We start from the raw sequence: 23,324 nt of genomic DNA, 5'->3' as shown, positions 1-23,324 counted from the left end.
TTTTATTTATCTGCTAGCGCGTCGCACTTGATAATAGGGTAATATTTGTTCTTGTCCGTCATAATTACGCTTAAATTCAGCAGTTGCTCCACCTAACAATTTATCATTTAAAGAAACTAAGTCCCCTTCATCGAAATAATTTCCGTGTGTACTCAATACTACAAAATTCTCACCCAAAGCGGTGTTATCACTATTCAATTCTTCGGAATCAGTATCGACTTCCTTTTTTCTATAAACAGTAAACTCATCTCCAGATGTGTCGTAATCGTCGCCGTCATTGTCTGTTACCCTTGCATCACCACACGAATCAATTCGATCAACAAAATATGGACGTCCCGGAGTAATCCAGCTCACACCCGAAGCTTCAAAAATGATATAATCGCCTTTTTCAGCTTTGTTTGCCACTTTTTCATATGTATTTCCAAGGACATATACTTCATTTGTGTTTGACATTGACGTATCCTCTGACAAGCTTTTAATAATCTCTAATAATTCTTCTACGCTACCTTCCAACGTCGAACCATCTGCATTTACTATTTTAACCATTCGCTCACGCTCCCAATAATGTATATTGTGTTGCTGCTTTATGTAAATCTGTTTCATTTAACCAATATTCTTTTTTATCGCGACATTTAAAGAAGTAAGCTTTACTGCCCTCGACGCCCATGATCCAGTCAACTTCATCAGTGGTATAAGGCTCACCGTTATTTTTTGTTGCATAAACCACGGGCTGGTTTTCGCGGTCTGCGCGGCGTCTTGCTGTTTTTACTTGCACACGGTGATATTCGCCTGTTTTCGGATCACGCCCTAAAAGGTCATAGCACTCCGCAACTAGCGGACGGCTAACTTCCCAGCCTAGCTCGGTTAAGAGTAGACTGGAAGCGGTTAGCTCGCTTACTTCGCCGCGAATCGACGTTTCATGCGCCAATTAAAATGCCTCTGTTGGATCTGTTTCGGGAACTTCTAAGTCAATCAGTGAAATGTCAAAGCCGGACGCAACTAACGACTCAATTTGCGCCTTTTCATCCGCGATAAATGTTAAACCGTCGAAATTAACAGCCACATTTTCTGCAGATAATTCTTCAAAGTTCTTCGCAGCATCGCCTTTTAAGTCCTCTTCGAACGTAGGCATTAACGAAACTTTCGCTTTTGTCTTTTGCCCAGTTTTTGAAAGTTCAAATGGCGTGGTCTCTAAACGACCTTTATTCTCATATGTCTCAATAGCCTCAATAATTACTTCCGCTTGATTTTTTGTGAAATCAATATAAATTACTTCGCCAGCCTCTAGGTCAATGAACGGGATAATATACTTACGTTTTGCGCGATAATCAGAAGCTTTTGTGCGAAGTGGTTTAACGTCGGCATCTTCTTTGTCTTTGCCTTCATCTACTAACACGTTTACTTGATTTTGGTAGTACTGTGAAGCTAAGTCCCACGGCGTCAATTCGTCAACGGCAAAGCCTTTCGCATTTTTCACTGATGGATTAGCTGCTTCAAAACTATTAACCTTCTTGAAAATACCGTAGCTGTCGTATGCAGCAATATTTTCCGTCGGTAGTGCTTTTACTAAAAATGTTGTACCTGATTTTAACGGAGAAAACTTACTTTTTGTTTCACCGTCTTGCCCCTCATTTTTTAATGAAGAAATTGCGTCTTTACCAACAATTGCCAATTTGCAAAACCCCTTAACATTTTATTTTGTTCGAGCCTCGGTTTTAAAGTGTGCACCCTTTTCCCACGCCCGCAAAACAGTACCAGCGTAATTGAACCAGTGATACTGCTTTGCCGACGTAGAAATTGTCGGCTTATAAATCAAGTATTTTATCAATTTGTTTGCCCAGAATGTCAAGCTCTTTTGCGGCTTCATCACGTTTCAACTGTGCTTTTTCTAATTCGCTGTTCAACTTATTTAAGTTTTCACTGATTTTTAAAACTGCTTTCGGGTTGGTTGTTCGGGCAAGCTTAGCAGTTTCATCGCTTATTTGCGAGTATAATTTTGCACTCATGCAAAGTATTTCTTTATTTACTGAATTATACGCACGTTTTGCTTTGCGCAATTCCTTATCTAAGAATACACTGACTTTCTTTCTAAGTGGGTCGTTAATCGTTTTATAACACGTAATTAAACTCGCCTTCTTGTTTTTATGGCTAACAATAAATGTAACGCCGTCAACTTCGTATTCATACGTATGTATTCCTGTTTGTGCAGTCGCTTCTTTACCTTTCAGCTTGTTTGTTGCCCATCGCTGTGCAGTAGCTTCCGGAATTTTAAGTCTTTCTTTCGCTCGTTTAATTGCATGGTCCGTTAACACTATTTCAGAAAGCTTTTTCAAATTTATCAACTCCTTATTACTTATTAAGTATATCGCATATAAGCGATTATGTGAACGTACTAAGTTAAAATATTTAATAATTTTTCATTTGCGTCTTTAAAAGGAGCATATTCGGCATACTCTAGCTTGAACAAACCGCCAAATAACATTTTAGCTTGTTGGTTGAGCATGCGCCCTTTTTCATCATTATCGCCCGCCAAAATAATTCGCTCAACATTTAATCTTTTTATAAGCTCTATTTGTTGCTCACTTATTGCACTTTTCCCCACTGCAACGCCGACCACATTGCTGTCAATTATACACCAGCTCATTGCATCAATTTCAGCCTCACATAAAGCGATTGTTGTCGGATTTTCGCGGCATACAACATCATAGCCGAAGACCAATTCAGTTAACAATGTAGCATCGTTCTCATACCAAAATTCTTTTTTGTCGGCACGTCTATATTTAACATTTGCGGCATACCCGTCCTTTGTTCGCCAAGGCATAACAGCCTTTTTACTATCACCGCCAACCCCGTATCGCTGTTGAACTTCTGCGCTAATGCCGCGACTCTCTAAGTACTCCGACGTATTTAAAGCTTCGAAGCCTTCAAGTACCGTATAATTGGAAGCTTCGACTAAAGTTACTGCTGGTTTGAGTTTCATTTTTGCAACATCAGGAAATCCGTACTTTTCTTCGAGCCAGTCCGCGGTCATACCATAGGACCATCCTTTTAGTAACGCCAGTAACCACACTAAATTACCTTTTGTTTTCGAGACATCTACCGCGCCCGAATCGGACCAAATCCCTGTTTGCAGATTAACGAAAAAAGATGGTCGGTTATCTTCGCGAAAGGGGCTCGCTGCAATTAATTTATCTTCGGTCCAACGCGCATGCTCCCACTGAAATTGATTCAATTCTTCGAGTATATCCACATGCAGTATATTTTCGTTTATATCAATAACAATCAATTGCATGACCTCCTATACTAATCCGCCCAGTACTCCATATGTTCAAGAGTTGCCGACCAACTAGATGTAAAAGCTACATGGGTTTTTTCTTCAAAAAGTAACGTTGGTTCTCCGTTCTTGTAGTCCTCTAGGATGGTTGGCTTCATTTTACTATCTGCCATCATATAATCAAATGCTTGTTTAATAGTTCTAAAATACGGACCTGTAACATAGGTATAATGGTCGCTATATGCCTCGCCATTGTCAAATTCGTAGTAAAACACTAAATTTTTTCCAGCTAATTTTTTGTCATTTTCAACAATCCACTTTTCAATTTCTACCATATAAATCCTCCTAAAATTCGCGTACTAGTGCGGCAGTGTAGTCAATTTCTTCCACTACGCCGTAGCTCGGCATAAAAATAAGTTCTGCCTGCTTACCTTCGCCGCCACTTCGCCCTTTTTTTATTTCAATGACTCCCGTGCTGTCCGCCGAGTCGAATGCAAGTAAAGCTGCAGCATCCTCTAAAATCGCTTTGGATTTTTTCACAGATTCGCGGCTCGGAATACTAATGGAGCGAACTCCTTCGTCGAACTTCTCTTTGTCTTCTTCTGCTTGCGTAACAACGTGTATAACGCATTTCATTTTACCAGCAAGGCGGCGTAGTTTTTTGCTTGTTGCGGCAATATCGCCACCTGCAGTTTTACTCGTATTTTGTTCGAAATCCATGTAATAAATCGGATCAATTACAACAACATTCGCTTTAGTTGCTTCAATATCTGCTTGTAATGCGGCTAAATTCCGCTGGTCAAAGTCGTCGTCATCTACAGAGCGCACAGTTATCGAACCTTTTACATGCTGTCCTTCGGCTAACTCCATCGTAAAAACGCGAAAAGCTTCTTCAAATTCAGCAGGTAGGTCGCCTTGTTGTAAATTCCGGTTAAAGAACCCAGTTTCGTATTTTGTTCCGTCAATTTCAGCTTTGAAAATTTTACGTCGAGCGCTTAAGCTGCTATATGCCCGCGCCATCCACTCGAACCATGGCATTTCCAGCGCCCAAATCAACACATTTGCACCGTCTACTGCTGCTTGTAGCGCCTCCTCCATCGTAATTATAGACTTGCCGCGACCAGACCGACCGAACCATGCGTACGTGTTTCCTTCTGTGTAGCCGCCAAGTTCTTGCTCAACCGTCGGAAATTTCGAGCGCCAAACCTTATTACTTTCGCCTGCTTTGCGTTTTTCATATTCGCTTAAAAATTTCTCCGCATCATGAACTACATCCGTGCCAAGCCCACGCGCAACCTTCGTGTTGACTTCGATTTCATGCAGCGACTTTTGCATATAAGCGATAAAGTCGGCGCTACTCATGTCGTCAAATTTCGCCTGCATTGTCGGATCCTCAAGAAGTTTGAATAGCGAAACTTTTCCGCTAAAATCTTTTACTTGCTTCGCCAAGTATGCATAGGTGTCAGTAATTTCGGGCACGTATTCGAAGTTTGCCACTTTTGCTGACACAGTTGCATAGCTTGGCACAACGCCTTCTTTTTCATAATAGTCGTGAATGAAATCGAAGGTTTGACTATCTACTTTCGTAGGCATGTCGCTCGACTGAATATTGTATTTTGTTAATGCTGAAATATCAGCGTCATTTATTACTTTATTAAGCAATAACTGCGCAAACTGTTTATTTGCCATTTTACTCGCTCATTTCTGTTAAATTTTTAATTAGCTCGTATGCTGCTTTTTCTTGCGATTGAAATAGCGACACACCTGTTTGTTCGTATAATTCTTGCGCCTCTATTGCAGCGTCTAGTAGTTCGTCTATGGTAGTGGCTTGATTGGTTAGTGTTGGCGCTTCTTTATTCGCGGTTAACATGTCCGGTGTTAGTGTGCCCGTTCTTAAATATTCTTTTGCATGTTTTGCCCGACAAACAAGTGTTACATCTTCTAAGTATGCGAAATTATATTCGCCGTTTACCCCTGTAAGGTCAAGCTCCACCTCAACCCATTTTAAATCCGAAGTTTCAATATTATGTATATTGATAATGTCAATGTAATACAATGCTTCGTAGCCTTTTACGCGCACTACATCACCGACAGCAACTTGTAAATCTTTCAATTTATCCCACCTCTACAATTATACTGACTTATATGTATCCATTTAAATCTTATGTTCCTTAATTCGCGCAATACCTTGCGTGTAATAATTTTCATCTAATTCAAAACCTATGAAATTTCTATTTGTCTCTAAGCACGCAATTGCAGTTGTGCATGAACCCATAAACGGATCTAAAACTGTATCGCCTTCATTTGTATATGTTTCAATTAAATCTTTGATAAGCGCAACCGGTTTTTGCGTGGGGTGAAAAGTATTGTTCAGTTCTTTTTTGTATTCCAAAATGTTAGATTTATGATTTTGCCCCTGCAAGTTAAACGTTGGGCGTGCATCGCTTTTTATTTTTTGTAATCCTTCATAGGTCAAACACCAATCTAAATCACTGATTTGATAATATTTAACAAATTCTTCATAAGCTAATTTTGTTGGTATTGCGAACTGGCTGGAATCGAAGCGAAGGAAGTGTTCAAGTTTGCGATGCCCTAAGTCTTTTGTTACTTGTGTGCTGCTTTTATTTATGTACTCTAATATTCTCCTTGCATATGAGCGCTCTTCTGATTGGTAGTTTGTGTCAAATTGTTTTCGGAATACACTTAAATCCTCAAAATAACTCGCTGGTGCTTTCTTAACTAACAGATGGTTCCCAAAACTTTGCTTTTTCCAAATTAGCGGATAACTAAACGAAAGTAGTCGAGTCCCACTATTTCGTAATTTCATCGTATAAGGTTCTTGCGAAAAGACAATAAACGGAGCTTTTGATCGCAGTAATTTCTCACCAAATCCGAGTAACACATCCGGTGCGACTGCGTTGTCCCAGTACGTTGTTTCGTCGGTCCACATTGGCAGGCGCAACGATTTTATTGTGCCGTAAGGAGGGTCTGTTAAAATGAGGTCAATAGAATTATCTGGGATCCGCTTCATACCTTCTAAACAATCTTCATTATAAATTTTATTTAATTCGATTTTATTCAATTAATAAACCGCACTCCTTTCTATTTCACTAAGTTTTTATATTCTATATAGGTCATATCTTCATTGTCTTCAATTTCTCTAACTAAATAACTGGCATAAGAATATCTATTGGCTTGGTGGATCAATTGCATAAATGTAATAAAACATATAATGTGAGCCGTAATCTACTACTGTTCTCCCTTCGCGTGTCCAGTGACGCACGTAATGAGGTTTGTATTCGTTTAGCTCCCACCAATCGTATATAGACTGCAAAGCTTCCTCAAAAGTTGCATATTTATCGTGAATATTATATTCTTTTGTTTGCATATGTTCCCAATGAACTTCGTATTTCATTCGTGTTCCTCCTATTTATAAAACATCTGATGACCGCATTTTGCTTGGCAGTCGTTTTCGCGAAGTGAGTCAACGAAATTACACATCATAACCATACTATCAAAATCAGTGAAATTTATGGCGTCAGATATGTCTTTAGTCCAACTTGCTACTGGTGATAAATTACCAACAAGCGGCACGACAGCTCGTAGATATTCGTCACAATCCCTCTTGACCTTTGTTATGATATACACCTGTTTACGGTCTTCTAACCTAGTGCGGACACCCAGAGCTTCGTCTATTACTCGACACGTTAACATAGCGTGTTCTCGATTAGTGAAATATTTAGCTAACGCCGGATTGTCTGTTGCGGTAACCTCTAATCGTTCAGCACCAAACCCGGCACTTCTGACTAAAACTTGTTGATTATATTTATTAGTGAATGCAATACGTTTATCAAAACTCAATTTTTTTCATCCTCCTTCAATGGTTGTAAGCCTCGATTTGCCAATTCTTTGTACGCTTTGCTTCTTGTTCACTCATTCTTACACCTCGTTCAAAATAAAATCAATCACTCTGTAATATCTCTTTTTAAGTTTTTCGTTATGCTTATGCGTTTGTTCAACAGACGCTTTAAGCTCATCTAATGTTCCTTGGAAACAACCTGTTATCCATATATCTAATTCTTTGATATATGCTATTTGATTGTTTTTACGTGTCGTATCTACTTGTACGCAGATAACTGTTAAGCCTTCTACATGTTGCCAGTTTACCCAATTTAAATTTGCATCTCTTAAATTTACATATCTTAAATCTGCATGTCTTAAATTTACATATCTTAAATCGGCATTAGCTAAATTTACACCTCTTAAATCTGCATTGTTTAAATTTGCACCACTCAAATCTGCATAGCTTAAATCTGCATTTTTTAAATTTGCACCTCTTAAATTTGCACATCTTAAATTTGTGTTTTTTAAGTCTGCATTACTTAAATCCGCTCTCTCGCCATCTTCGTTGAGCAGCCATTTTCCATGCTTCTCTAATATGATGTCTAACTCTTTTTGTTTCATTCCGCCACCTCCACAAATGAGGATTTCCAAGCAACAGCCACTCTATCCATTAACTCTAACGAAAAATTGAATTCACCATTTTCTGCCACTAATGTATACTTCCCGTTGCGATAAAAAGCTGTGTACAAATTGTCTTTTATAAATATACGTCCTTCGCTTTCGAAATCTAACAATGCTTTAAAAGTTCTGTTTTCACTCATTCCGTTCCCTCCAACAAATCCAAATTTTCGTGTATGTTGCCGCAAATCTCAATACCATCAGCCACTTCCCGCAAGTCCTCTGCAATGTTTTCCCATACATACAAGAACTTACCTTCTTCAAATTTAACAACGCCGTAGCACTCATTGTGTTCATCCCAGCCTATATCACCTTCAAAAATCTTCTTGCCGTTTTTATCCTTTAAGCCTGTGTATTGTTCAATTGTTTTCTGGTCAATCCCGCACCATGTCTCGATGCAAATATATTCATCATTTGATTCAAGTATTCCAGTAACTATATGTGAATTATCTACTAGATCTCCATATACATATCCATTTATATGCTTAATTCCTATCTCATCTAGTTCCTCAATAGATATAAGTGCTTTTCCTCTAAACTCAATCTCTCTCATATTTTAGTCCCTCCTATCTCAAATTAACTTGACCACATGAATCGCAAATATATAACTTCTTAATACCTGCTTCTCCTAAACCTCTATATTTGAAATCATGTTTACAACGAATTCTTTTAAATAAGCATTTTTGAATTGGCAATGATTTATCAAATTCTCTGATGGTTATAATTTGTATACCGTACCGATAAGCTTGTTTTCCACTCATGCTTTCACATCCACTTCTACTAAACTGATTTCTACTATTTCGTCAGAACCATCCGAAGCACAGTTCTTTTCAGCGGTGTCTTTTCTCACAAACAAACAATCTTTCGATATTGATTTGTTATAGTTACATTGCGGAAAATGTTTGTACAAGCCATTTTGTTTGATTGCATACAAGTTTTTACTCATTGTCTTCACCCTCCGCTATATCTATAAACGAATAATATACATCTGGCATGAACATACATGATTTTGATTTTACGACTTTATCAAGCGCCACATTTGCACAACTTGAACATAAATCTAAATGTTTAATCCCAATATTTTCACCATGGCTTCGATGAAAGGTTCCATATTCATCAATACGTCCTATATTCAAAACACCAACACCCATTTTCGCAATTGCAAATCCGCTGTCATTGTTCTTATGACAAATGTCACACTCTACATGTGTTGTGATTATTTCAGTCCTCATAACGCTTCCCCCTCCACCGTGAATAAATCACGCACATATTCACTCATTAAATCAGCAATATCTGCGGATGCTTCCACTTCACTATACGCATTAGCTATATGTTGTTTAACTGTTTTACGAAGTAAGTCTTTTTCTTCCTCGACAATTCTCTGTGTTAAATTAAATGCTTCGCTGTTCTTAAAATGATGCGTTGAGTCGTGATAGAAAACATTAAAAGTGCTTAAGTTTTCAATAAGCTCACGTACTTTATTTTCAATACTAAATTCCAGTCCTTTTTCTTCGATAATTTCATCTGTTAACTTAGTTACTGCTGAATAGCACGCATTCGTGTAAATCCTTTCAATGTCCTTTTCTTGCATGTTATATACTTTTGATTTCACGGCTTCTAAAATAGTTTGTTTAATATCTGCTTCACTGACGTAATCCATTAAGTTTATTTCCATTAGTATCCCTCCATTTTATTAGGTAGTTGTAAAACATAATCTTGACAACAAGCACATTCGATATTAATATCCCTTATACCTAAAAGCTGTTCTGGCTGAAATAAGTCCATAACATGCTCGTTTAGAACAAGGCAATGCGGGCATTTAGACATTATTCTGTTGTCCTCAATTACTACTAGTTTTGTGTGCATTTAATCGGCTAAAATATCCATATAATCTATAATTTGATTGTTTCTTTTTGTTTGCGTAATCTTTTTCCTTTTACCACATGCGAAACATCGCACTACTAGCACACGTTCGTCCGCATCGTCTAGTCCGTTGGAAGTTTCGAAAGTTAGGCGCCACGGTCTGGCTTTTATTAAGTCAAATATATGTTCACATCTTAATCGTTTAAACATTATTCACCCTCCACTTCTTCAACAGGCACCGCAAACTGCCAATAACGTTCGTCCATTTCTTTTATTTCTGCCTCGGTGAATTTAGTTTTATATCCACAACATTGGTCATAGCTACCTACATTTATAGAACCATTGTAATAAACATTGAGAAAACCGATTTTCCCCTCAAAAAATCGCACATAATAAAGCGGTTTTTTCTCGACCTCGTAGCCGTCTAGCCATGCGCGGGCAAGCAAATCACCATTTTCATTATTGTTTCCCATGATCCAGTCGTATACATTTTCATCTAACGAATCTCTAGAAGTTAATAAATCGCACAATAAATCATGAAGTGTATGACCATCTTCTTTAGAATGATTTTCCAAAAAATCACCTATTATTTTTGGCACTTTTACAACCGGAGCAGGCGCAACCAATTCATTTTCGGTAACCCAAAGTGTTCCCATGCCTTCCCCTTTAACCTGATAGGATATATCGAAATTACTCGCTCTTCTTTCAGTTACAACGCCTTGTTTCAATTCACCTAGATAAATAAACCCCACTTTATCGCCTTCACTAAACTTCATGCTTGTTCCTCCTTTGCCATGCTAACTTTAAGAGCATTGGTAATTTTACGAGATATGTTTCCGTTTAATACTGTATATTCACGAAAAAACTCTTTCCTTTCTTCTCTTTTTTTACATATAGCTTGAATTTTGTATGTGTTAGTTAGAAGCATTGTCTTGACATAATCTGCTTCTTTTTTCGTTAAAATTATTTCAATGTTCTTCATCTTGATTGCACACCCTTCTGTTCATCTGCTTTATAAAGTGCGTATTCTGTCATGTTCTCACTCCTAAATCTCACTTGATGCTTTAAAATAACAACTCTCATGCACAGCTTCAACTTGACCAGCATATTCATAAGTTATTGTTTCTCTGTCCAAAATCTTTTCTCCGCAGATATGACATTTCATAAAGTAATACTCTTTCTGTTCTTTGTTATTCGGATAACTTATGTCTTCCGGTTCGTTATTCACGCCTGCACCTCTCTTTATCACTCATAAATTCTTAATCTCTTCTAGCTTTTCATTCAGTTGTTCATTCGTTAATTCAAGCAAAATATCTTTTATAGAGTTTTTTCCGTCATCGAACTTTACAAGTACGAGAGATACAAAATTAGAATCAAGTTTTTCTATCACTCTCGCTTGATAGCCATTTTTAAAACGATAAGCAGTTAGCTTTATACCGTTGTCACTTAGCCTTATTTTTTCTGTGATGTATTCTTTATACTCATTTGCGATTGTTTTCATGTGTTTAACTCCTTGCTCAACCATATTTTAGTTTCTTCTTTTTCTTTCTTTGATGTCTCACTTATTAACCGTTCTAATATTTCAATTTGAAAATCAATTTCTTTGCGTTTTTCTTTTTGATATAACAACATTTCTTTTAATCTGCATAATTCGATTGTATTAGCTACATTCATACGCATTCACTCCTCTTCTCATTCATCTCTTTTAGCTCAACGTTTCACGTGATATAATTACTTGTGAAAGTGAGGTGAGATATAAAATGACTGTAATTATTTTCTTTAAATTACTTAAAGGACTATCGAACAAACCATTTGCATTAAGTAAAGATTATCGACATTTGAAATTCCTAATAAATAATAAATATATAAAAAGTATTTATACGTTATCTGAAACTTCAGTTACAGGAACCAAACCAACTGGGAAATATACATTAACCGATATAGGAAAATCCGCAATTTTTTCATTTCTCAATCAGACTATAACTTGGGGTATATCCCTCGCGGCAATTACTATTAGTATTATTGCCTTATGTAATTAACTCGCGCATCAATGCCGAAATCCATCGTCCCACAAATCGTCTACTACCAGCGGATTTTCTACTACTGTATTTCTAAAAGGTTCTAATAAGCCAACCAGCCCATGACGTTTCTTGAATAAGTAAACAGTTTTATAATGTACATCGCAAATTTCTGCAATTTCTAAGTCCGTAAAAGTTTCTTTGTATTTTAGGTACTCATTTACAGTTAGATCTATTTTATTTCTTTTTTTCAGTTCCTTTTCTTCCGCCTCTTCTAACGTCATTAACTCGGTACCTAAGCGAGCAATTTCAGCAAAATCGTTCGCATCTTCTGCGACACCAATTTGCTTAATTATTTCGGTACGTTTAAGCTTATTTTCTGCTTTCAACTTAACGCTTCCCCCTTTTTGATTCGCCTGCAAAATGAATATCTTGGCATTGATCGCGCATTCTATCGAACAACCTTTCGTCAAATACTTGCTTCATTTCTTCAAGCGGTAAATTTGATGTATAAATCGTCACTCGCTTATTTGCGACTCTATTGTTAATCAAATTATGTAAATCTCCGCGAAAACCTTCCGTCGCTGCTCTAACGCCTATATCGTCGAATACCGCAAAGTCTGCGCTACTGGCTTCCTCCAACATTTTATAGTACTTATTCGCTGCTTTCTCTGCAATATGTTGCGGAATATTCGGACGCGCGAACTCGTTGTATAATGTTTGTAATTCGTTGACATCAAGAAAGTATGCCGGGCAAAATGGAGGGCGCACTCCATCGCTTATATGCGATTCTACAGATGCAAGTATGTACTCATTTAACAATGCGCTTGCTGTCGTTGTTTTTCCTGTTCCTGGCGACTGTGACCAGAGGTAAAGTGATTTAACTTCGTGGTCTTTTTTACTAAACGTTTGTACATAACGATCAAGTAGCGTATACAGCTCCGGCTGTGTTTCGCGCACAATACTGTCGGTTAGTGTTGTAAAGCGGTAATCTTCCGGCACATTTGCGACCCTTTCGCGCGATTCAAGCAACACTTTTAGCGTACTTGTTTGCGCATGTGCCTCGAGTTGTTTATAAGTATTTACCAATTTAATTCGCCTGCCTTCCAAGTGTCTACAAATGTATAAATTTCACCTTCTAGTCCAATTCCAACTCGTATCACATTATTATCAGAGGATAAAAATGCAATAGCGAAGGTGTTCTCTCTATGTGTGTTTTTATATATTTTTGCTAATTCGGGGAAGTCTTCGATACGAATTCGCGCAACAGGACTCCACCGCTCTTCTTTCACAGCCATTTCGCTACCTCATCCCAATTAGTCGTTGGTGTCTCTACATCCTTTTGTTTTTTTAGGTGTTCGAGTTCAATGCGTTGCCATGTCTGTTTTTTATACGTCAGCATAAAACCGAAACTAATGCCCGGATATTGTGCGTTGGGCTTATATTCGCTAAAGCACGCGTCAATAAAGTCTTTTAAGAACTCTTTAGAATGTGTGCCTTTTTTCTTCGCGGTTCCGATTATGCGCCCAATGTGACCCTGCTCTACCGCCCACTTACCAAATGGCTGGTATTCGATGCCGTACCGACGCAGGTGTTCCGCTTGTAAATACTTAGTAAAATCCGTTGTATTCCATTTAGAAACCTCTTTTTTTGTCATACTCTACAATCCTTTCTAGTTTCGGTAAGAAAGTATTTAAAGCCTCAAGCATTTCGTATTTTTCTAAACTGCATGTATCGCGTTCATAACTATCTCTGATCACGCCCTTTTCACCATCCAGATGAATACTACAACCGTAGGGTACAAAACTGGCATAATACTTAGTTAAAATGTTGTATATATCTTCATTATTAAAATAATAGGTTTTTGTTTCCATTTTATTTAAAACAATTTCCATTTCAGTTACCTCGATTCGTTTTTAATCTTTCGCCCATAGCTTTGCGGGTTTCTTCGTCTATTTTCCGTTTTTTATACAATGACACAACTACATCAGGAAGTGCGCCTTCTAACGAAATTATGCGCTCGTTCTCCTTAACCAATCGGGGATTTTTAACTAAGTCTTTGTATTTGTTGATATGTTTCTGCACGTTTGTATATAAACGCCATTCTCCGGTGTCATGCTGATAATGAATAACTGTTTCTTGATCGCTTAATTTAAAGCCCATTTTTGCGCTCCTTTCCTCTTGTAAAAACTAACGCGCCCACGGCAAAAGTTAGAAATACCAAAGCGATAAAACTCACGTGGCACCGCTCCTTTGACTCGACACTTCAACGCCATATTCTTGGCAAAAGTCTTCAAGTTCGATTTCTCCCAGCCGCTCATTGATGCGTATAAGCGTCGTAATCTTTTCCTGTAACTGTTGCGTTAAAGTTCGCAATTGATTGCGATTTGTAATTTCTACGTCCACTAAGTCTTGCCCAGCGTACATAGTAACTAAGTTAGCAGCGTAATAACATTCTTTTTCATTCATATGCAGCACGCTTTCCAGCGTCAAACATTGCGTCGGCAACATATCGGTTAGTTTCCGCTTTAGCTGCTAAATAAATCCGGCTATCCGCTCCGTCTAACATTTTCATAAAAGCTTTATTCTCTTTTAAAGTCAGCGCTAAATATGTAGAGTCTTTTTCTAACTCAATCATTATATTATTGTACATGTCGCCATTCCTTTCTAATTCTGAATTAATTTTTTAAAAGGTTAGTCCGTGCGTTAGCGCGGTGTACTTTGAAGTATAGTTAATATGAAGTCTAGTTATAATAGAGTATAGTTCGTATGTTGAATTCAACAGGGGTACCATGTCGTTTTCAACACCCCTACCATGTTGTTTTCAACAGGGTATACAAGTTTGACAACTGCTTTCCATCAGCGCTTTTGCGTTGCTCTACTTTTACGTATTTGTACTCGATTAAGTGCTTTAAAGACTTTCTAAATGAATAATCACTTATACGCGCAAGTTTTAAAAGAGACGCTTTACTAGGATAGCATTGCTTAGTTTTATTATTGGCAAATTTCGAAAGTGCTACATATAAAGTTAAATCGTGCAGGCTCAATCGCTCGTCTTCGATTACGTCATTCGCTATCCTAGTAAAAGTATTTGTCATTAGCCTCCCTCCTCTACGTCTCTAGTCGCATATTCCCTATTTCGCATTGACATTTGCGTACATATTTGCTAATATGAAGATACAGAAAGTCCTTAAAACACTTATAAATACCGTTTGCCGACGTTTTGAATAAGTTATTTTTTTGGTCTTTCATATTAACTACCTTAAGTATAATAGCATATACGTACATTGTCAAGAAAAACAATGTATTTATTTGTACATTTTCACTAAAGGTTGTGGAGGAACGTTGATATGACTATTGTTGAGCGAATAAAAAAACTTTCAAATTCGAAAAAAATTACTATTGCTGAGCTGGAAAGACAGTTAAAAATCCCGAACGGAACAATCCGGCGCTGGGATAAATCTACGCCTGGCATTGACAAAATCCAAAAAGTTGCCGATTATTTCAATGTTTCCGTTGACTATTTATTGGGGCGCGATTCTGATGCGGAGTTTGATGCGTTTAAGAACGATCCCGAACTGCAACTATTCATGCGTGAATTAGCGGACAGCCCCGAGGATCGAATTAAGCAACTTAAAAGTATCTGGGAAGTATTAAAAGAAGAAAATAAAAAGTAGTAACTATATTCATTGATATAATTCTCATTTCGTATTAAAATAAGAACAAGTGTTCTATTAATGATTACGAAGGTGGAGATTATATGAATTACTTAGACGACATGATTTACAGAATATACAAAGAGTTGGAGATAGAAGCCGGAAGAATTTTACCTCACACAATCTGCGCAAAATTAAATATAATATTAAAAAGCAGCATTGAAAACAGTTTTCACGGTTATTATGAAGGAATTTACTACATTGTTTTAAATGATACAAAAACGCAACAAGAACAATTATATGACTTTGCACATGAGCTAGGTCACTTCTTTTTGCACGAAGGAAATCAATTTAAAAGTAGACAAGTTTATATTGATTATCAAGAAAAACAAGCCGATAACTTTGCGGAACGCTTTCTTGTACCTCTACATGCGCTTGATGTCCTTGACTACACTAAAAGTCGCATGGAAATGCTTTATGATGTTGAACAAACGTTCAATGTTTCGATAGAGTTAGCGCAAAAACGGCTCGAATTATATGAACGAACTTTATATGAACAAAAATTACAAAGCTATTGTTGGTGAGGTGAACACATTTGAGTGTGGAAAATCGGAGTTTATTAGTAGAAAAAATTGAGGCGCTGGCTGAAACGCGTAAAATATCAATTACTGTTTTAGAAGAAAAGTTAAAAATCGCTCGCGGTTCCATTCGACGCTGGCGCACTGTTGATCCCGGCGTAAGTAAAGTGCAGTTAATTGCTGATTACTTTAATGTGCCTGTCTCATATTTAATAGATGACAAGCAAAAATTAAGTGATGCTGCGAAAGTACTTGCGTTGTTAAATGATAGTGCTTTTACAGAAGATACGTACGATGATATAATGAAATATATCGAATTTATCAAAATGAAAAAGGGATGAGGGGTTTAATTGAAAAAGGGATTTATAGCGTTACTTCTTGGTTTTACTGTGTTATTGCTTACTGCATGTAGTTCGCAACCAACCTCCAACGATCAATCTAAAACAGAGCGCTACGGTGACGAAATAGAAGTTAAAACAAAGATAAGCGATGACACTATTAAAGCAAATATTGATACAGATTTACCTAGCGGCATGTTATTCGAAATTTCCGCTAAATCTGACGATGGAACAAGTTTAGAAAAGCAAACAGGTGAAGTTGGCGCATTCGGTGGGATTAAAGGCACATTTAAAAATGTTAAACCTGGAAAATACACGCTCACTTACACAACTTTACCTCTCGACAAACAAAGCGAAAAAGTCCGAAAAAAAATAAAGGATGCGGAAAAGACTTTTGATGGACAATTTATTAAAAATGATATGTTAAATAAAGTAGAAACGGTTTCTGTATTAGGAAGTGACGACACGTCAAGTAAAGACACGGATAGTTCTTCTTTTAAAACTGAGGCTGAGCAAGGAAGTAAAAAATATCCAGCTGAAACTGGTGAAATGTTATATACTAAAGGAAATGTCGATGTTACGGGTCAAAAATATTATTATGCTGGTGATATAATACAAAAACTACAGGTAGATGGTGAGCCTGCGTGGCTTGTTAAAAACCAGAATGGCTATGTTATGCCAGTGTTCGCGGAAGATTTTGACGCAGGTGTTGGCGATAAAGCCGATATATGGGGCACGCTTACAGGCGATGGCTATCAAGCATCTGACTTTAATGTTGATAATATCGTTGGCATGACTGGTGCAATGCGTATCACTCAGTTAAGTATTAATGGAAAAGAAATCCAATAAAAATGAGCCCTGACATTGCGTCAAGGCTTTTTCTTTGCGTATTCGGTTTTATAGAAGTTATATATCGCATCTATATCAGAAACTTTTAAATGTTTTTTGATTTCTTTCTCCGACGCGATATTATTCAGCAGCCTTTTTACGCCCCGCTCTCTTCCTTCGATATAACAGATGTATTTAAAATCGTTAAAACTATAACTCCTCATGACATTATCTCGCAGAAAACAATATCTTCTATATTAATGTCAATTATTCGTTCGTCAAATCGCTGTAGTTGAACTATATTTCTTTCGTGGTCCAAATAAACAGGAACTACATACTTGTATCGCACATAATGATTATTCTTTAAAAACAGTACTTCTATTGACCAGTTACGCTTAAGTGCATCTGCTAATACTATTGAATGTTCTAAAATATCATCAATTAAATTATACATGTTCTTCACCTCTTGCTAACATTATACGAACAAGCGTTCTCAAAATCAAGAGGGAAGTCTTGTATAATAATGTACTACAAATAAAAATATACGATTATTTTTTTATTTCCGCTTTTTTCTTTTTAGCTAATGGATAGATTGCTGAAATATAACAGATAGTCCCTACAATCAATACAAAAAAACTAAATGTCTTCATGAATAACAATACAGAACTTAGCAAAACTATGTAAAATATTGTATATCCAACTAATCTTTTATAATTCATTTTATCTCCTCACTTTTTGTATTGTTGATTGAACTGGACCCTTCCAAGTAGATTTACTATTTGAAAATTCATCAATAACTTTATAATAATGATACTTACTATCTGATCTTTTGTAAATTGTTTGTTTCATGTACTTATATTGTTTGAAAGGTGCAGGTAGAAACACACCAACTACAGCTTTCGTAACTTCATTTCCTAGAGGTATTCTAGTGAATCCCCCAACATATATTGCTTGATACATCTTATTTACTCCAATAGAATTTAAGTTCACTACTACACTAGACACGTATTTAAACTTAGAACCTCCAGACTCTGTTTGATTAGCAAATAACATCATTTTGGGGGCTGGAGTTAAATCTACATCCAAATTTGCTGTAGGAGTAGTTTCTTCGGAAATTATTTGTTCCTTACTCTCATTTGCAAATGAAACTACAGGCGCAAGATTACCAAAAACTAAGCAAGCAGATAATGCAACAACTAGATATTTTTTCATTTTTTTCTCTCCTTTTATGTAATAGATTATGTTACGAAAAAAATTCTAACACATTAACCTAATGTATAACCAAAAATGTAATGAAATGTCCGATTCTTGTCATGAACGACTTAAAATGAGGCTTATTTAGATTTATTCTTACACAAAGTGTGTGATTAAAATGTTTTGCACACAAAAATGCACGTATTTTATCTTATTATTCATCATTTATGCATTATAGCTTCGATTCGACATAAAATATACACATAAATCTATTTAATCCCTATATAAATAAATTCATTTAGTATATTTGTTTAAAAATTTATCATTTTATATTTTAACAAAGCGAATATAGTGTATAATTATTCACTGAATTTCAAAATAATTGACTATTAATCAATGTGCGTGTAATAATAATCTCATAGATGTTTTTGCATCTAGTAATTTCATTCAACTATTAGCTGTTTGACATCCCGTTTTTTACATCTGAATATAACAGCAACCCCAGATAAAAATGTCTGGGGTATTTTTATACAAATTTATTTTTTCTCGGCGAATACTTAGGTATATAAGGTAAATCATATTCTTTAATATAACGATCTATAGTCGGTAAACTAACTTTAAAATGTTCCGCTAATTTTTTTTGTGATAATTTTGGATTCTCAATAATATAATCCCGAAGTTTCTCCACATCTATTTTTCTACCTCTAGGCGTTTTCCGCTCATATTTGATATTATGTGTTTTCATAACATCAAATAATTGTCGTCTATTAACATTGAAATGTTTGCTTAATTCGTCCATGTTAACGGCTGGATTATTTTTAATATATTCTTTTAACTCTTCAATATCAATGTTTATATTAAAATCTTTGTTCATTACTCTCATGTGAATATTAACAGTTTGCATTGTCACATTAAAGTGTTTTGCTAAATCCTTTTTAGATAGTTTTGGATTACGTTCAACAAATTGTTCAAACTCTACTTGATCAATAGTCTTAGTTCGACTTTTCTTGTTATATTTAAGATTGTAACGATTAATATGATATAGAATAGCTGTTATTGATACATTAAAATGACTTGCTATATCTTTTGCAGGCGCATCTGGAAACTTTTTAATATAAGCTTGTAATTTTTTTCTATCAATTTTAGGCTTTTCGCTTTCCGGTTTGCTGTATTTATCAATTAGCGGTTTAAAATATTTTTCTTCTGCTTCTTTTCGCGCTTTTATAGCATCCTCTTTTTTAATAAACCTTCCTAGATGTTTATGTTCTCCTCGAAATGTTATTTGTGCAATCCATCTGTTACGTTCATTATCATAACTAACACCTGTTACTCCGCTTTTGTTCGTTGACATGATTGTATTTCTTGAAATAACCGCAATATTAGTATTTTCAACAAGTATATTATTTTCTTTCATGGTTGCAACCACTTTCGCGCTACGTACACTAGAATGCTTTTGCATTTTCTTTTCTAAAGATAAGCAACCACACGACTTTGTATATCCGTTATTAAATTTAGCAAAAATAACTTCACATGTATTACCGCAATCACATTGACACAGAACAATTCTTTGTCCAGCTTTAGTTCTTTTCCCGCTATCGGCTCTTATAGTTAGTTTGTTATTTTTCATACCGATGTATTTTTCAAACTTCTTAGCTGCAACATCATTTATTAAACAACCGCAGGATTTAGTATGCCCACTTCTTAGTTTTGCAAGTGTCGTTGTACACGTATTTCCACACTCACATTGACAAAGATATAAAAGATTTCCGCTTTTTGTTTTCTTGTCTGTTCGTTCTATTATAGTTAATCTATTATATTTCGCATTATCCATTAACGGTTCACCTCCCTTTAAAAGTACATCTTTCGGAATGCAAAGTCAACTAAAAAAATATTCCAAAATAAATTTAATAAAACTATTGACTACTACGATTATCCGTAGTATAATATGTATATAGTAAAGGAACGGGAGGAATACACAATGTATAACAAATCAGAAATTATGAAACAAGCTTGGAATTGGTTCAACGATAGCAATGTTTGGTTAAGCGATATCGAATGGGTAAGTTACATAGCCAAAGAAAAAACTTTCTCCGTATGCTTAAAAGCAGCGTGGTCTAAAGCGAAAGAAGAAGTTGAAGAATATAAAAAAGAAAGCAAATATATTACTAAAAGCGAAGAGTTGAAAGCGTGGAATTGGGCTGAAAGAAAACTAGGATTACGTTTTAATATTTCAGATGATGAAAAATTTACTAGTGTAAAAGATGAAACTAAAAAGCATTTTGGTTTAAGTGTTTGGGCTTGCGCAATGAAAGCAGTTAAAATGCACAATGACTTGTTTCCGCAAACAGCAGCTTAAAACTTTATAAATAATTAATAAATTCATTGACTGCTACGTTTATTCGTAGTATAATATAAATATAGCAACGAACAAAATATATATAAAAGGATGGATGACAAAATGGAAAAAGCTTATTGGTACAACGAAGGAACTAACACACTGTTAACTGAAAAGGAATATAAAGATTTAATGGAACGCGAAGCAAAAGAGCTTTATGAAGAGGTGCAAGAAGAGGAAAAAGAGCTTGAAAGTAGTGATAAAACAAGTTTCGAAGAGTTTCTAAAAACATGTTATGAAAACGAAAGTGATTTCGTTATATCTGATAGTGAAGGTAATAAATTAGAAGAGTGGTAAAAATACAAATATAAAGGATGATGAAAAATGGGTAAAACTATGTACAAGAATGATGTAATTGAATTGATTAACTACGCAAAAGCAAATAACGAAGAACTACTATTCACAAGTGTAGAGCGCAACACAAGGGAAGCGGCAACTCAGTATTTCCGTTGTCCCGAAAAATATGTTAAAGACGTAGGTGTTTATTACGGGGAAGACTTCGAATTTGATGGTTTTGAGATATTTGAAGACGATTTAATTTACACAAGAACTTATGATAAAGAGGAAATAAACTAAATGGCTATTAAACTATTAGATGAATTCTTAAAAACGCACAATTTGACGAGGTATCAGTTAAGCAAATTAACTGGTATCTCGCAAAACACTTTAAAAGACCAGAACGAAAAAGCTTTAAATAAATACACCGTTTCACTATTGCGAGGGCTAGCACTTGTTACTGGTTTGTCTGACTCGGATGTTTTATTCGAATTAGCAGAGATAGAAAAAAGCTATGATGATCTCGCCGGATTTAAACAGTTGTTAGATACGCATAGACTCTCCTTTCCCGCGCAAGAATTCGAATTATACTGCTTAATCAAAGAGTTTGAGTCTGCGAATATTGAAGTGCTACCTTTTACATTTAATCGATTCGAAAATGAAACACATGCAGATATAGAAAAAGATGTCCGAAAAGCATTAGAAAATGCTATTACTGTGCTAAAAGAAAAGAAAAACGAATTTATGTAACAAAAAAAAGACCCCCTAGCGCAAAGCTAGGAGGTCTTTAAATTTATTTTAAGAAGTAGTTTGCTGTGAAATACCAGCCGTCCTTGTCATACCATAACTCTAAGTAACCCTTTTTATTATCGTACCACGCTAGTTTAACACCCGGCGCATACCACTTGATTTTTCCCGAATTTAATTTCGTGTTATTCCAAACTGGAATGCGCAGGTCTTTCGCGCTTTTAATTCGAACTTTGATGCGACCTTTTGCGTCTTTTTTAGCTACAACACCGCAAAAACTCTTATACATGTAGTATAGTTTGTCGTCAATATACGTCTTGTACCAATACTGATTATGCTCATATACTAAGAACTCAGTTCCCGATTTATACATGCGCACAGGATTTGATTTAAAGTCCATTTTCGGCAGTAATGGCGCACTGTCAACGACTTTGCCATCATGTCGATTCGGATTTGTACTTTTCGCAGCTGCGTCTTTGCCAGTAATGACTTTAACTACAGCCTTAACAGCAGCTGTTCGCTTAGTAGTTGCAGCTTTCATATCATTTGCGTTACTAATGAATGCTACTTCAATTAAGATAGCAGGTGCGTTTGTATTCGCAAGGAAATACAAGTCTTTGCGCTGTTTCGGTCCTCGATCTCGAAGCCCGAGCGTTTTCGCTAACGCAGCTGACACATCTGCCGCAAGTTGTTTTTGTGCGTTGTCATAATAGAGTACTTCAACACCTGTTGCCGATTTATTTGCAGCACTATTAAAGTGCCACGAAACATCGAGGCGCCCTGCTCTACTTACTGTGTTTGCTTTTTTCGCTTGTTCTACAAGAATCGAGCTTTGTGAGCCAGCTTCCGAAGTCGTATTAAATGCCTTTGCCCCCGCCGCTTTCACTTCCGCAATAAATTCGTTATTATACTTAAGTGCTTCTACATGTTCTTTGTACCCATTTCCGAAAGCACCTTCTACTTTATGTGAATGTCCCGCGTTTGAAGTTACGTTATAATATGTGTACATTATTTAACTTCCTTTCTCGGCTCAGAATAATTTAATGCGTTTGCGCTGTCGCTAACGCCTTTTGTCGTCGGGTCTACAAGGTAACCATAAACCGCAAACAGCACGGCAAATAATTGGTACGGATTACTGATAACACTTAAGAGTAAGTCCCCTAGCGCTGCCCAGCTGGTCATACTTGCGCCTTCTACTTGCGCAGTTGCAAGAATCGTACTCACTAGAAACAAAAGAAACGGAACCCACATTTGCGGATTTTTTAGGCGTAATTTCCAGTTAATTTTCATTTCCTCACTCCTGATTTGTTTTGTTTTTAATCTCTTTTATGTCGTCTTCTATGTAGTCCAAGCGTGTTTCAACTCGATCAACACGACCGCTCACTTTATTTACACGCAAATGCAATGTTTGGCGATCTTGCTTACTTTCACTTAGTTGTGCGCTAAAATTATCCATCGAATCTGCTAAATTGGATAACCTGTCTAGAATTGGCTGCACAACAATTCGTTTAAATATAAAAATAAGTCCGCTAAGTAGTGTTCCTCCGAAGCCAATAATTGCGAACCAGTCCGTTAATGATATTCCTAAAATCTGCACCGTAACTCATCTCCTGTCTTTTATGCATAAAAAATAAGC

Annotated in this window: 48 protein-coding genes; 9 read left to right on the top strand and 39 right to left on the bottom strand. The window is 36.3% G+C overall.

The features are described from left to right. Positions 1-6 precede the first annotated feature (6 nt). The 24 genes from HCB38_RS07750 to HCB38_RS07635 form a co-directional block, all read right to left on the bottom strand. Positions 7-546: a hypothetical protein gene (locus tag HCB38_RS07750; RefSeq protein WP_185638134.1), complete on the bottom strand. Its 540-nt coding sequence runs from the start codon at positions 544-546 to the stop codon at positions 7-9. 4 nt (positions 547-550) lie between these two features. Continuing rightward, complete coding sequence (locus HCB38_RS07745; protein WP_070260946.1) at positions 551-928, bottom strand: group I intron-associated PD-(D/E)XK endonuclease; 378 nt, start codon at positions 926-928, stop codon at positions 551-553. Then, entirely contained in the window at positions 929-1,672 is a 744-nt protein-coding gene (locus HCB38_RS07740) for a hypothetical protein (protein ID WP_185638131.1), read from the bottom strand. Positions 1,673-1,805: 133 nt separating this feature from the next. Next, positions 1,806-2,333: a hypothetical protein gene (locus HCB38_RS07735; protein ID WP_185638129.1), complete on the bottom strand. Its 528-nt coding sequence runs from the start codon at positions 2,331-2,333 to the stop codon at positions 1,806-1,808. Between the two features lie 59 nt (positions 2,334-2,392). Then, a complete protein-coding gene (locus HCB38_RS07730) occupies positions 2,393-3,286 on the bottom strand; it encodes a toprim domain-containing protein (protein WP_185638128.1) in 894 nt (297 codons plus the stop codon). Between the two features lie 17 nt (positions 3,287-3,303). Next, the gene (locus HCB38_RS07725) at positions 3,304-3,609 is read right to left on the bottom strand and encodes a hypothetical protein (RefSeq protein WP_185638125.1); all 306 of its coding nucleotides are present in this window, start codon (positions 3,607-3,609) and stop codon (positions 3,304-3,306) included. Between the two features lie 10 nt (positions 3,610-3,619). Further along, a complete protein-coding gene (locus HCB38_RS07720) occupies positions 3,620-4,963 on the bottom strand; it encodes an AAA family ATPase (RefSeq protein ID WP_185638123.1) in 1,344 nt (447 codons plus the stop codon). 1 nt (position 4,964) lies between these two features. After that, a complete protein-coding gene (locus tag HCB38_RS07715) occupies positions 4,965-5,387 on the bottom strand; it encodes a hypothetical protein (protein ID WP_185638121.1) in 423 nt (140 codons plus the stop codon). Positions 5,388-5,429: 42 nt separating this feature from the next. After that, the gene (locus HCB38_RS07710) at positions 5,430-6,356 is read right to left on the bottom strand and encodes a DNA-methyltransferase (protein WP_185638119.1); all 927 of its coding nucleotides are present in this window, start codon (positions 6,354-6,356) and stop codon (positions 5,430-5,432) included. Between the two features lie 105 nt (positions 6,357-6,461). Then, the gene (locus HCB38_RS07705; RefSeq protein ID WP_185638115.1) at positions 6,462-6,689 is read right to left on the bottom strand and encodes a hypothetical protein; all 228 of its coding nucleotides are present in this window, start codon (positions 6,687-6,689) and stop codon (positions 6,462-6,464) included. An 11-nt stretch (positions 6,690-6,700) separates the two neighbouring features. Then, complete coding sequence (locus tag HCB38_RS07700) at positions 6,701-7,135, bottom strand: hypothetical protein (protein WP_185638113.1); 435 nt, start codon at positions 7,133-7,135, stop codon at positions 6,701-6,703. A 78-nt stretch (positions 7,136-7,213) separates the two neighbouring features. Then, a complete protein-coding gene (locus HCB38_RS07695) occupies positions 7,214-7,738 on the bottom strand; it encodes a pentapeptide repeat-containing protein (RefSeq protein WP_185638111.1) in 525 nt (174 codons plus the stop codon). Then, entirely contained in the window at positions 7,735-7,938 is a 204-nt protein-coding gene (locus HCB38_RS07690) for a hypothetical protein (RefSeq protein WP_185638109.1), read from the bottom strand. Before HCB38_RS07690 ends, HCB38_RS07695 begins: the two co-directional genes overlap by 4 nt. Beyond that, entirely contained in the window at positions 7,935-8,348 is a 414-nt protein-coding gene (locus HCB38_RS07685; RefSeq protein ID WP_185638108.1) for a YopX family protein, read from the bottom strand. Before HCB38_RS07685 ends, HCB38_RS07690 begins: the two co-directional genes overlap by 4 nt. Positions 8,349-8,361: 13 nt before the next feature. Further along, the gene (locus tag HCB38_RS07680) at positions 8,362-8,556 is read right to left on the bottom strand and encodes a hypothetical protein (protein WP_185638106.1); all 195 of its coding nucleotides are present in this window, start codon (positions 8,554-8,556) and stop codon (positions 8,362-8,364) included. Beyond that, positions 8,553-8,741, bottom strand: a complete 189-nt coding sequence (locus tag HCB38_RS07675; RefSeq protein ID WP_185638104.1) for a hypothetical protein — start codon at positions 8,739-8,741, stop codon at positions 8,553-8,555. Before HCB38_RS07675 ends, HCB38_RS07680 begins: the two co-directional genes overlap by 4 nt. Next, positions 8,734-9,027, bottom strand: a complete 294-nt coding sequence (locus HCB38_RS07670) for a hypothetical protein (RefSeq protein WP_185638102.1) — start codon at positions 9,025-9,027, stop codon at positions 8,734-8,736. The genes HCB38_RS07675 and HCB38_RS07670 overlap by 8 nt, the downstream gene beginning before the upstream one ends. Continuing rightward, positions 9,024-9,470, bottom strand: coding sequence for a hypothetical protein (locus HCB38_RS07665; protein ID WP_185638101.1), 447 nt, complete (start codon positions 9,468-9,470; stop codon positions 9,024-9,026). The genes HCB38_RS07670 and HCB38_RS07665 overlap by 4 nt, the downstream gene beginning before the upstream one ends. Before the next feature lie 191 nt (positions 9,471-9,661). Beyond that, the gene (locus HCB38_RS07660) at positions 9,662-9,868 is read right to left on the bottom strand and encodes a hypothetical protein (protein ID WP_185638099.1); all 207 of its coding nucleotides are present in this window, start codon (positions 9,866-9,868) and stop codon (positions 9,662-9,664) included. After that, entirely contained in the window at positions 9,868-10,434 is a 567-nt protein-coding gene (locus HCB38_RS07655; RefSeq protein WP_185638097.1) for a DUF1642 domain-containing protein, read from the bottom strand. The genes HCB38_RS07660 and HCB38_RS07655 overlap by 1 nt, the downstream gene beginning before the upstream one ends. After that, the gene (locus HCB38_RS07650; protein ID WP_185638095.1) at positions 10,431-10,640 is read right to left on the bottom strand and encodes a hypothetical protein; all 210 of its coding nucleotides are present in this window, start codon (positions 10,638-10,640) and stop codon (positions 10,431-10,433) included. The genes HCB38_RS07655 and HCB38_RS07650 overlap by 4 nt, the downstream gene beginning before the upstream one ends. A 63-nt stretch (positions 10,641-10,703) precedes the next feature. Further along, complete coding sequence (locus HCB38_RS07645; protein ID WP_185638093.1) at positions 10,704-10,886, bottom strand: hypothetical protein; 183 nt, start codon at positions 10,884-10,886, stop codon at positions 10,704-10,706. A 21-nt stretch (positions 10,887-10,907) separates the two neighbouring features. After that, complete coding sequence (locus HCB38_RS07640) at positions 10,908-11,159, bottom strand: hypothetical protein (protein ID WP_185638091.1); 252 nt, start codon at positions 11,157-11,159, stop codon at positions 10,908-10,910. Continuing rightward, entirely contained in the window at positions 11,156-11,332 is a 177-nt protein-coding gene (locus HCB38_RS07635; RefSeq protein WP_185638089.1) for a hypothetical protein, read from the bottom strand. The genes HCB38_RS07640 and HCB38_RS07635 overlap by 4 nt, the downstream gene beginning before the upstream one ends. A gap of 86 nt (positions 11,333-11,418) precedes the next feature. Between HCB38_RS07635 and HCB38_RS07630 the strand changes: the two genes are divergently transcribed. After that, on the top strand, positions 11,419-11,697 hold the full coding sequence (locus HCB38_RS07630; protein WP_185638087.1) for a hypothetical protein: 279 nt from the start codon (positions 11,419-11,421) through the stop codon (positions 11,695-11,697). Positions 11,698-11,705: 8 nt separating this feature from the next. Here the strand turns inward: HCB38_RS07630 and HCB38_RS07625 are convergent, their stop codons facing one another. From HCB38_RS07625 to HCB38_RS07585, 9 genes are all read right to left on the bottom strand, one after another. Then, complete coding sequence (locus tag HCB38_RS07625) at positions 11,706-12,065, bottom strand: hypothetical protein (protein WP_185638085.1); 360 nt, start codon at positions 12,063-12,065, stop codon at positions 11,706-11,708. A gap of 1 nt (position 12,066) precedes the next feature. Beyond that, positions 12,067-12,786: an ATP-binding protein gene (locus tag HCB38_RS07620; RefSeq protein ID WP_260484224.1), complete on the bottom strand. Its 720-nt coding sequence runs from the start codon at positions 12,784-12,786 to the stop codon at positions 12,067-12,069. After that, entirely contained in the window at positions 12,759-12,974 is a 216-nt protein-coding gene (locus tag HCB38_RS07615) for a hypothetical protein (RefSeq protein ID WP_185638083.1), read from the bottom strand. The genes HCB38_RS07620 and HCB38_RS07615 overlap by 28 nt, the downstream gene beginning before the upstream one ends. Further along, positions 12,965-13,333 (bottom strand): hypothetical protein, encoded by a 369-nt coding sequence (locus HCB38_RS07610; RefSeq protein ID WP_185638081.1) that lies wholly within the window; start codon positions 13,331-13,333, stop codon positions 12,965-12,967. The genes HCB38_RS07615 and HCB38_RS07610 overlap by 10 nt, the downstream gene beginning before the upstream one ends. Continuing rightward, a complete protein-coding gene (locus HCB38_RS07605) occupies positions 13,311-13,571 on the bottom strand; it encodes a hypothetical protein (protein WP_185638079.1) in 261 nt (86 codons plus the stop codon). The genes HCB38_RS07610 and HCB38_RS07605 overlap by 23 nt, the downstream gene beginning before the upstream one ends. Position 13,572: 1 nt before the next feature. Continuing rightward, positions 13,573-13,839 (bottom strand): hypothetical protein, encoded by a 267-nt coding sequence (locus tag HCB38_RS07600; protein ID WP_070260973.1) that lies wholly within the window; start codon positions 13,837-13,839, stop codon positions 13,573-13,575. Positions 13,840-13,911: 72 nt separating this feature from the next. Beyond that, the gene (locus HCB38_RS07595; RefSeq protein ID WP_185638077.1) at positions 13,912-14,187 is read right to left on the bottom strand and encodes a hypothetical protein; all 276 of its coding nucleotides are present in this window, start codon (positions 14,185-14,187) and stop codon (positions 13,912-13,914) included. Next, positions 14,138-14,329, bottom strand: a complete 192-nt coding sequence (locus HCB38_RS07590; RefSeq protein ID WP_185638074.1) for a hypothetical protein — start codon at positions 14,327-14,329, stop codon at positions 14,138-14,140. Before HCB38_RS07590 ends, HCB38_RS07595 begins: the two co-directional genes overlap by 50 nt. A gap of 157 nt (positions 14,330-14,486) precedes the next feature. Then, positions 14,487-14,774, bottom strand: a complete 288-nt coding sequence (locus tag HCB38_RS07585) for a helix-turn-helix domain-containing protein (RefSeq protein ID WP_185539706.1) — start codon at positions 14,772-14,774, stop codon at positions 14,487-14,489. A 252-nt stretch (positions 14,775-15,026) separates the two neighbouring features. Here HCB38_RS07585 and HCB38_RS07580 point away from each other — a divergent pair, with 252 nt between their 5' ends. The 4 genes from HCB38_RS07580 to HCB38_RS07565 all read left to right on the top strand — a co-directional run bounded on the left by HCB38_RS07580 (position 15,027) and on the right by HCB38_RS07565 (position 17,097). Next, on the top strand, positions 15,027-15,353 hold the full coding sequence (locus tag HCB38_RS07580) for a helix-turn-helix domain-containing protein (RefSeq protein WP_070260977.1): 327 nt from the start codon (positions 15,027-15,029) through the stop codon (positions 15,351-15,353). 83 nt (positions 15,354-15,436) lie between these two features. Further along, positions 15,437-15,916 (top strand): ImmA/IrrE family metallo-endopeptidase, encoded by a 480-nt coding sequence (locus HCB38_RS07575; RefSeq protein WP_185638072.1) that lies wholly within the window; start codon positions 15,437-15,439, stop codon positions 15,914-15,916. A gap of 11 nt (positions 15,917-15,927) precedes the next feature. Then, the gene (locus HCB38_RS07570; protein WP_185638071.1) at positions 15,928-16,251 is read left to right on the top strand and encodes a helix-turn-helix domain-containing protein; all 324 of its coding nucleotides are present in this window, start codon (positions 15,928-15,930) and stop codon (positions 16,249-16,251) included. Between the two features lie 9 nt (positions 16,252-16,260). Then, positions 16,261-17,097 carry a hypothetical protein gene (locus tag HCB38_RS07565; protein ID WP_185638069.1) on the top strand — a complete coding sequence of 279 codons (837 nt, stop codon included), beginning with the start codon at positions 16,261-16,263 and terminating at the stop codon, positions 17,095-17,097. Between the two features lie 199 nt (positions 17,098-17,296). Here the strand turns inward: HCB38_RS07565 and HCB38_RS07560 are convergent, their stop codons facing one another. The 3 genes from HCB38_RS07560 to HCB38_RS07550 all read right to left on the bottom strand — a co-directional run bounded on the left by HCB38_RS07560 (position 17,297) and on the right by HCB38_RS07550 (position 20,101). Then, positions 17,297-17,530, bottom strand: a complete 234-nt coding sequence (locus tag HCB38_RS07560; protein ID WP_185638067.1) for a hypothetical protein — start codon at positions 17,528-17,530, stop codon at positions 17,297-17,299. A gap of 266 nt (positions 17,531-17,796) precedes the next feature. Further along, positions 17,797-18,288 carry a hypothetical protein gene (locus HCB38_RS07555; protein ID WP_185638065.1) on the bottom strand — a complete coding sequence of 164 codons (492 nt, stop codon included), beginning with the start codon at positions 18,286-18,288 and terminating at the stop codon, positions 17,797-17,799. A 508-nt stretch (positions 18,289-18,796) separates the two neighbouring features. After that, entirely contained in the window at positions 18,797-20,101 is a 1,305-nt protein-coding gene (locus HCB38_RS07550) for an IS630 transposase-related protein (protein WP_185638063.1), read from the bottom strand. A 147-nt stretch (positions 20,102-20,248) separates the two neighbouring features. On the opposite strand from HCB38_RS07550, the gene acrIIA3 reads away from it, so the two are divergent. The 4 genes from acrIIA3 to acrIIA1 all read left to right on the top strand — a co-directional run bounded on the left by acrIIA3 (position 20,249) and on the right by acrIIA1 (position 21,691). Continuing rightward, positions 20,249-20,626, top strand: coding sequence for an anti-CRISPR protein AcrIIA3 (acrIIA3, locus tag HCB38_RS07545; RefSeq protein ID WP_185638061.1), 378 nt, complete (start codon positions 20,249-20,251; stop codon positions 20,624-20,626). A gap of 102 nt (positions 20,627-20,728) precedes the next feature. Beyond that, positions 20,729-20,962: a hypothetical protein gene (locus HCB38_RS07540; RefSeq protein ID WP_185638060.1), complete on the top strand. Its 234-nt coding sequence runs from the start codon at positions 20,729-20,731 to the stop codon at positions 20,960-20,962. A gap of 27 nt (positions 20,963-20,989) precedes the next feature. Beyond that, positions 20,990-21,241: a hypothetical protein gene (locus tag HCB38_RS07535; RefSeq protein WP_185638059.1), complete on the top strand. Its 252-nt coding sequence runs from the start codon at positions 20,990-20,992 to the stop codon at positions 21,239-21,241. Next, positions 21,242-21,691: an anti-CRISPR protein AcrIIA1 gene (acrIIA1, locus tag HCB38_RS07530; protein WP_185638058.1), complete on the top strand. Its 450-nt coding sequence runs from the start codon at positions 21,242-21,244 to the stop codon at positions 21,689-21,691. A 43-nt stretch (positions 21,692-21,734) separates the two neighbouring features. On the opposite strand, the gene HCB38_RS07525 is transcribed toward acrIIA1, so the two are convergent. Genes HCB38_RS07525 through HCB38_RS07515 form a run of 3 tightly spaced genes read right to left on the bottom strand, consistent with a single transcriptional unit; the run spans position 21,735 to position 23,285 of the window. Continuing rightward, on the bottom strand, positions 21,735-22,697 hold the full coding sequence (locus HCB38_RS07525; RefSeq protein ID WP_185638057.1) for an N-acetylmuramoyl-L-alanine amidase: 963 nt from the start codon (positions 22,695-22,697) through the stop codon (positions 21,735-21,737). Beyond that, positions 22,697-22,978, bottom strand: a complete 282-nt coding sequence (locus tag HCB38_RS07520) for a phage holin (protein ID WP_185638055.1) — start codon at positions 22,976-22,978, stop codon at positions 22,697-22,699. Before HCB38_RS07520 ends, HCB38_RS07525 begins: the two co-directional genes overlap by 1 nt. Positions 22,979-22,982: 4 nt before the next feature. After that, positions 22,983-23,285 carry a hypothetical protein gene (locus tag HCB38_RS07515; protein ID WP_185539682.1) on the bottom strand — a complete coding sequence of 101 codons (303 nt, stop codon included), beginning with the start codon at positions 23,283-23,285 and terminating at the stop codon, positions 22,983-22,985. Positions 23,286-23,324: the final 39 nt, after the last annotated feature.

Source organism: Listeria farberi, assembly GCF_014229295.1.
Taxonomy (GTDB): domain Bacteria; phylum Bacillota; class Bacilli; order Lactobacillales; family Listeriaceae; genus Listeria; species Listeria farberi.
This window is presented reverse-complemented; position numbering and strand designations above follow the sequence as displayed.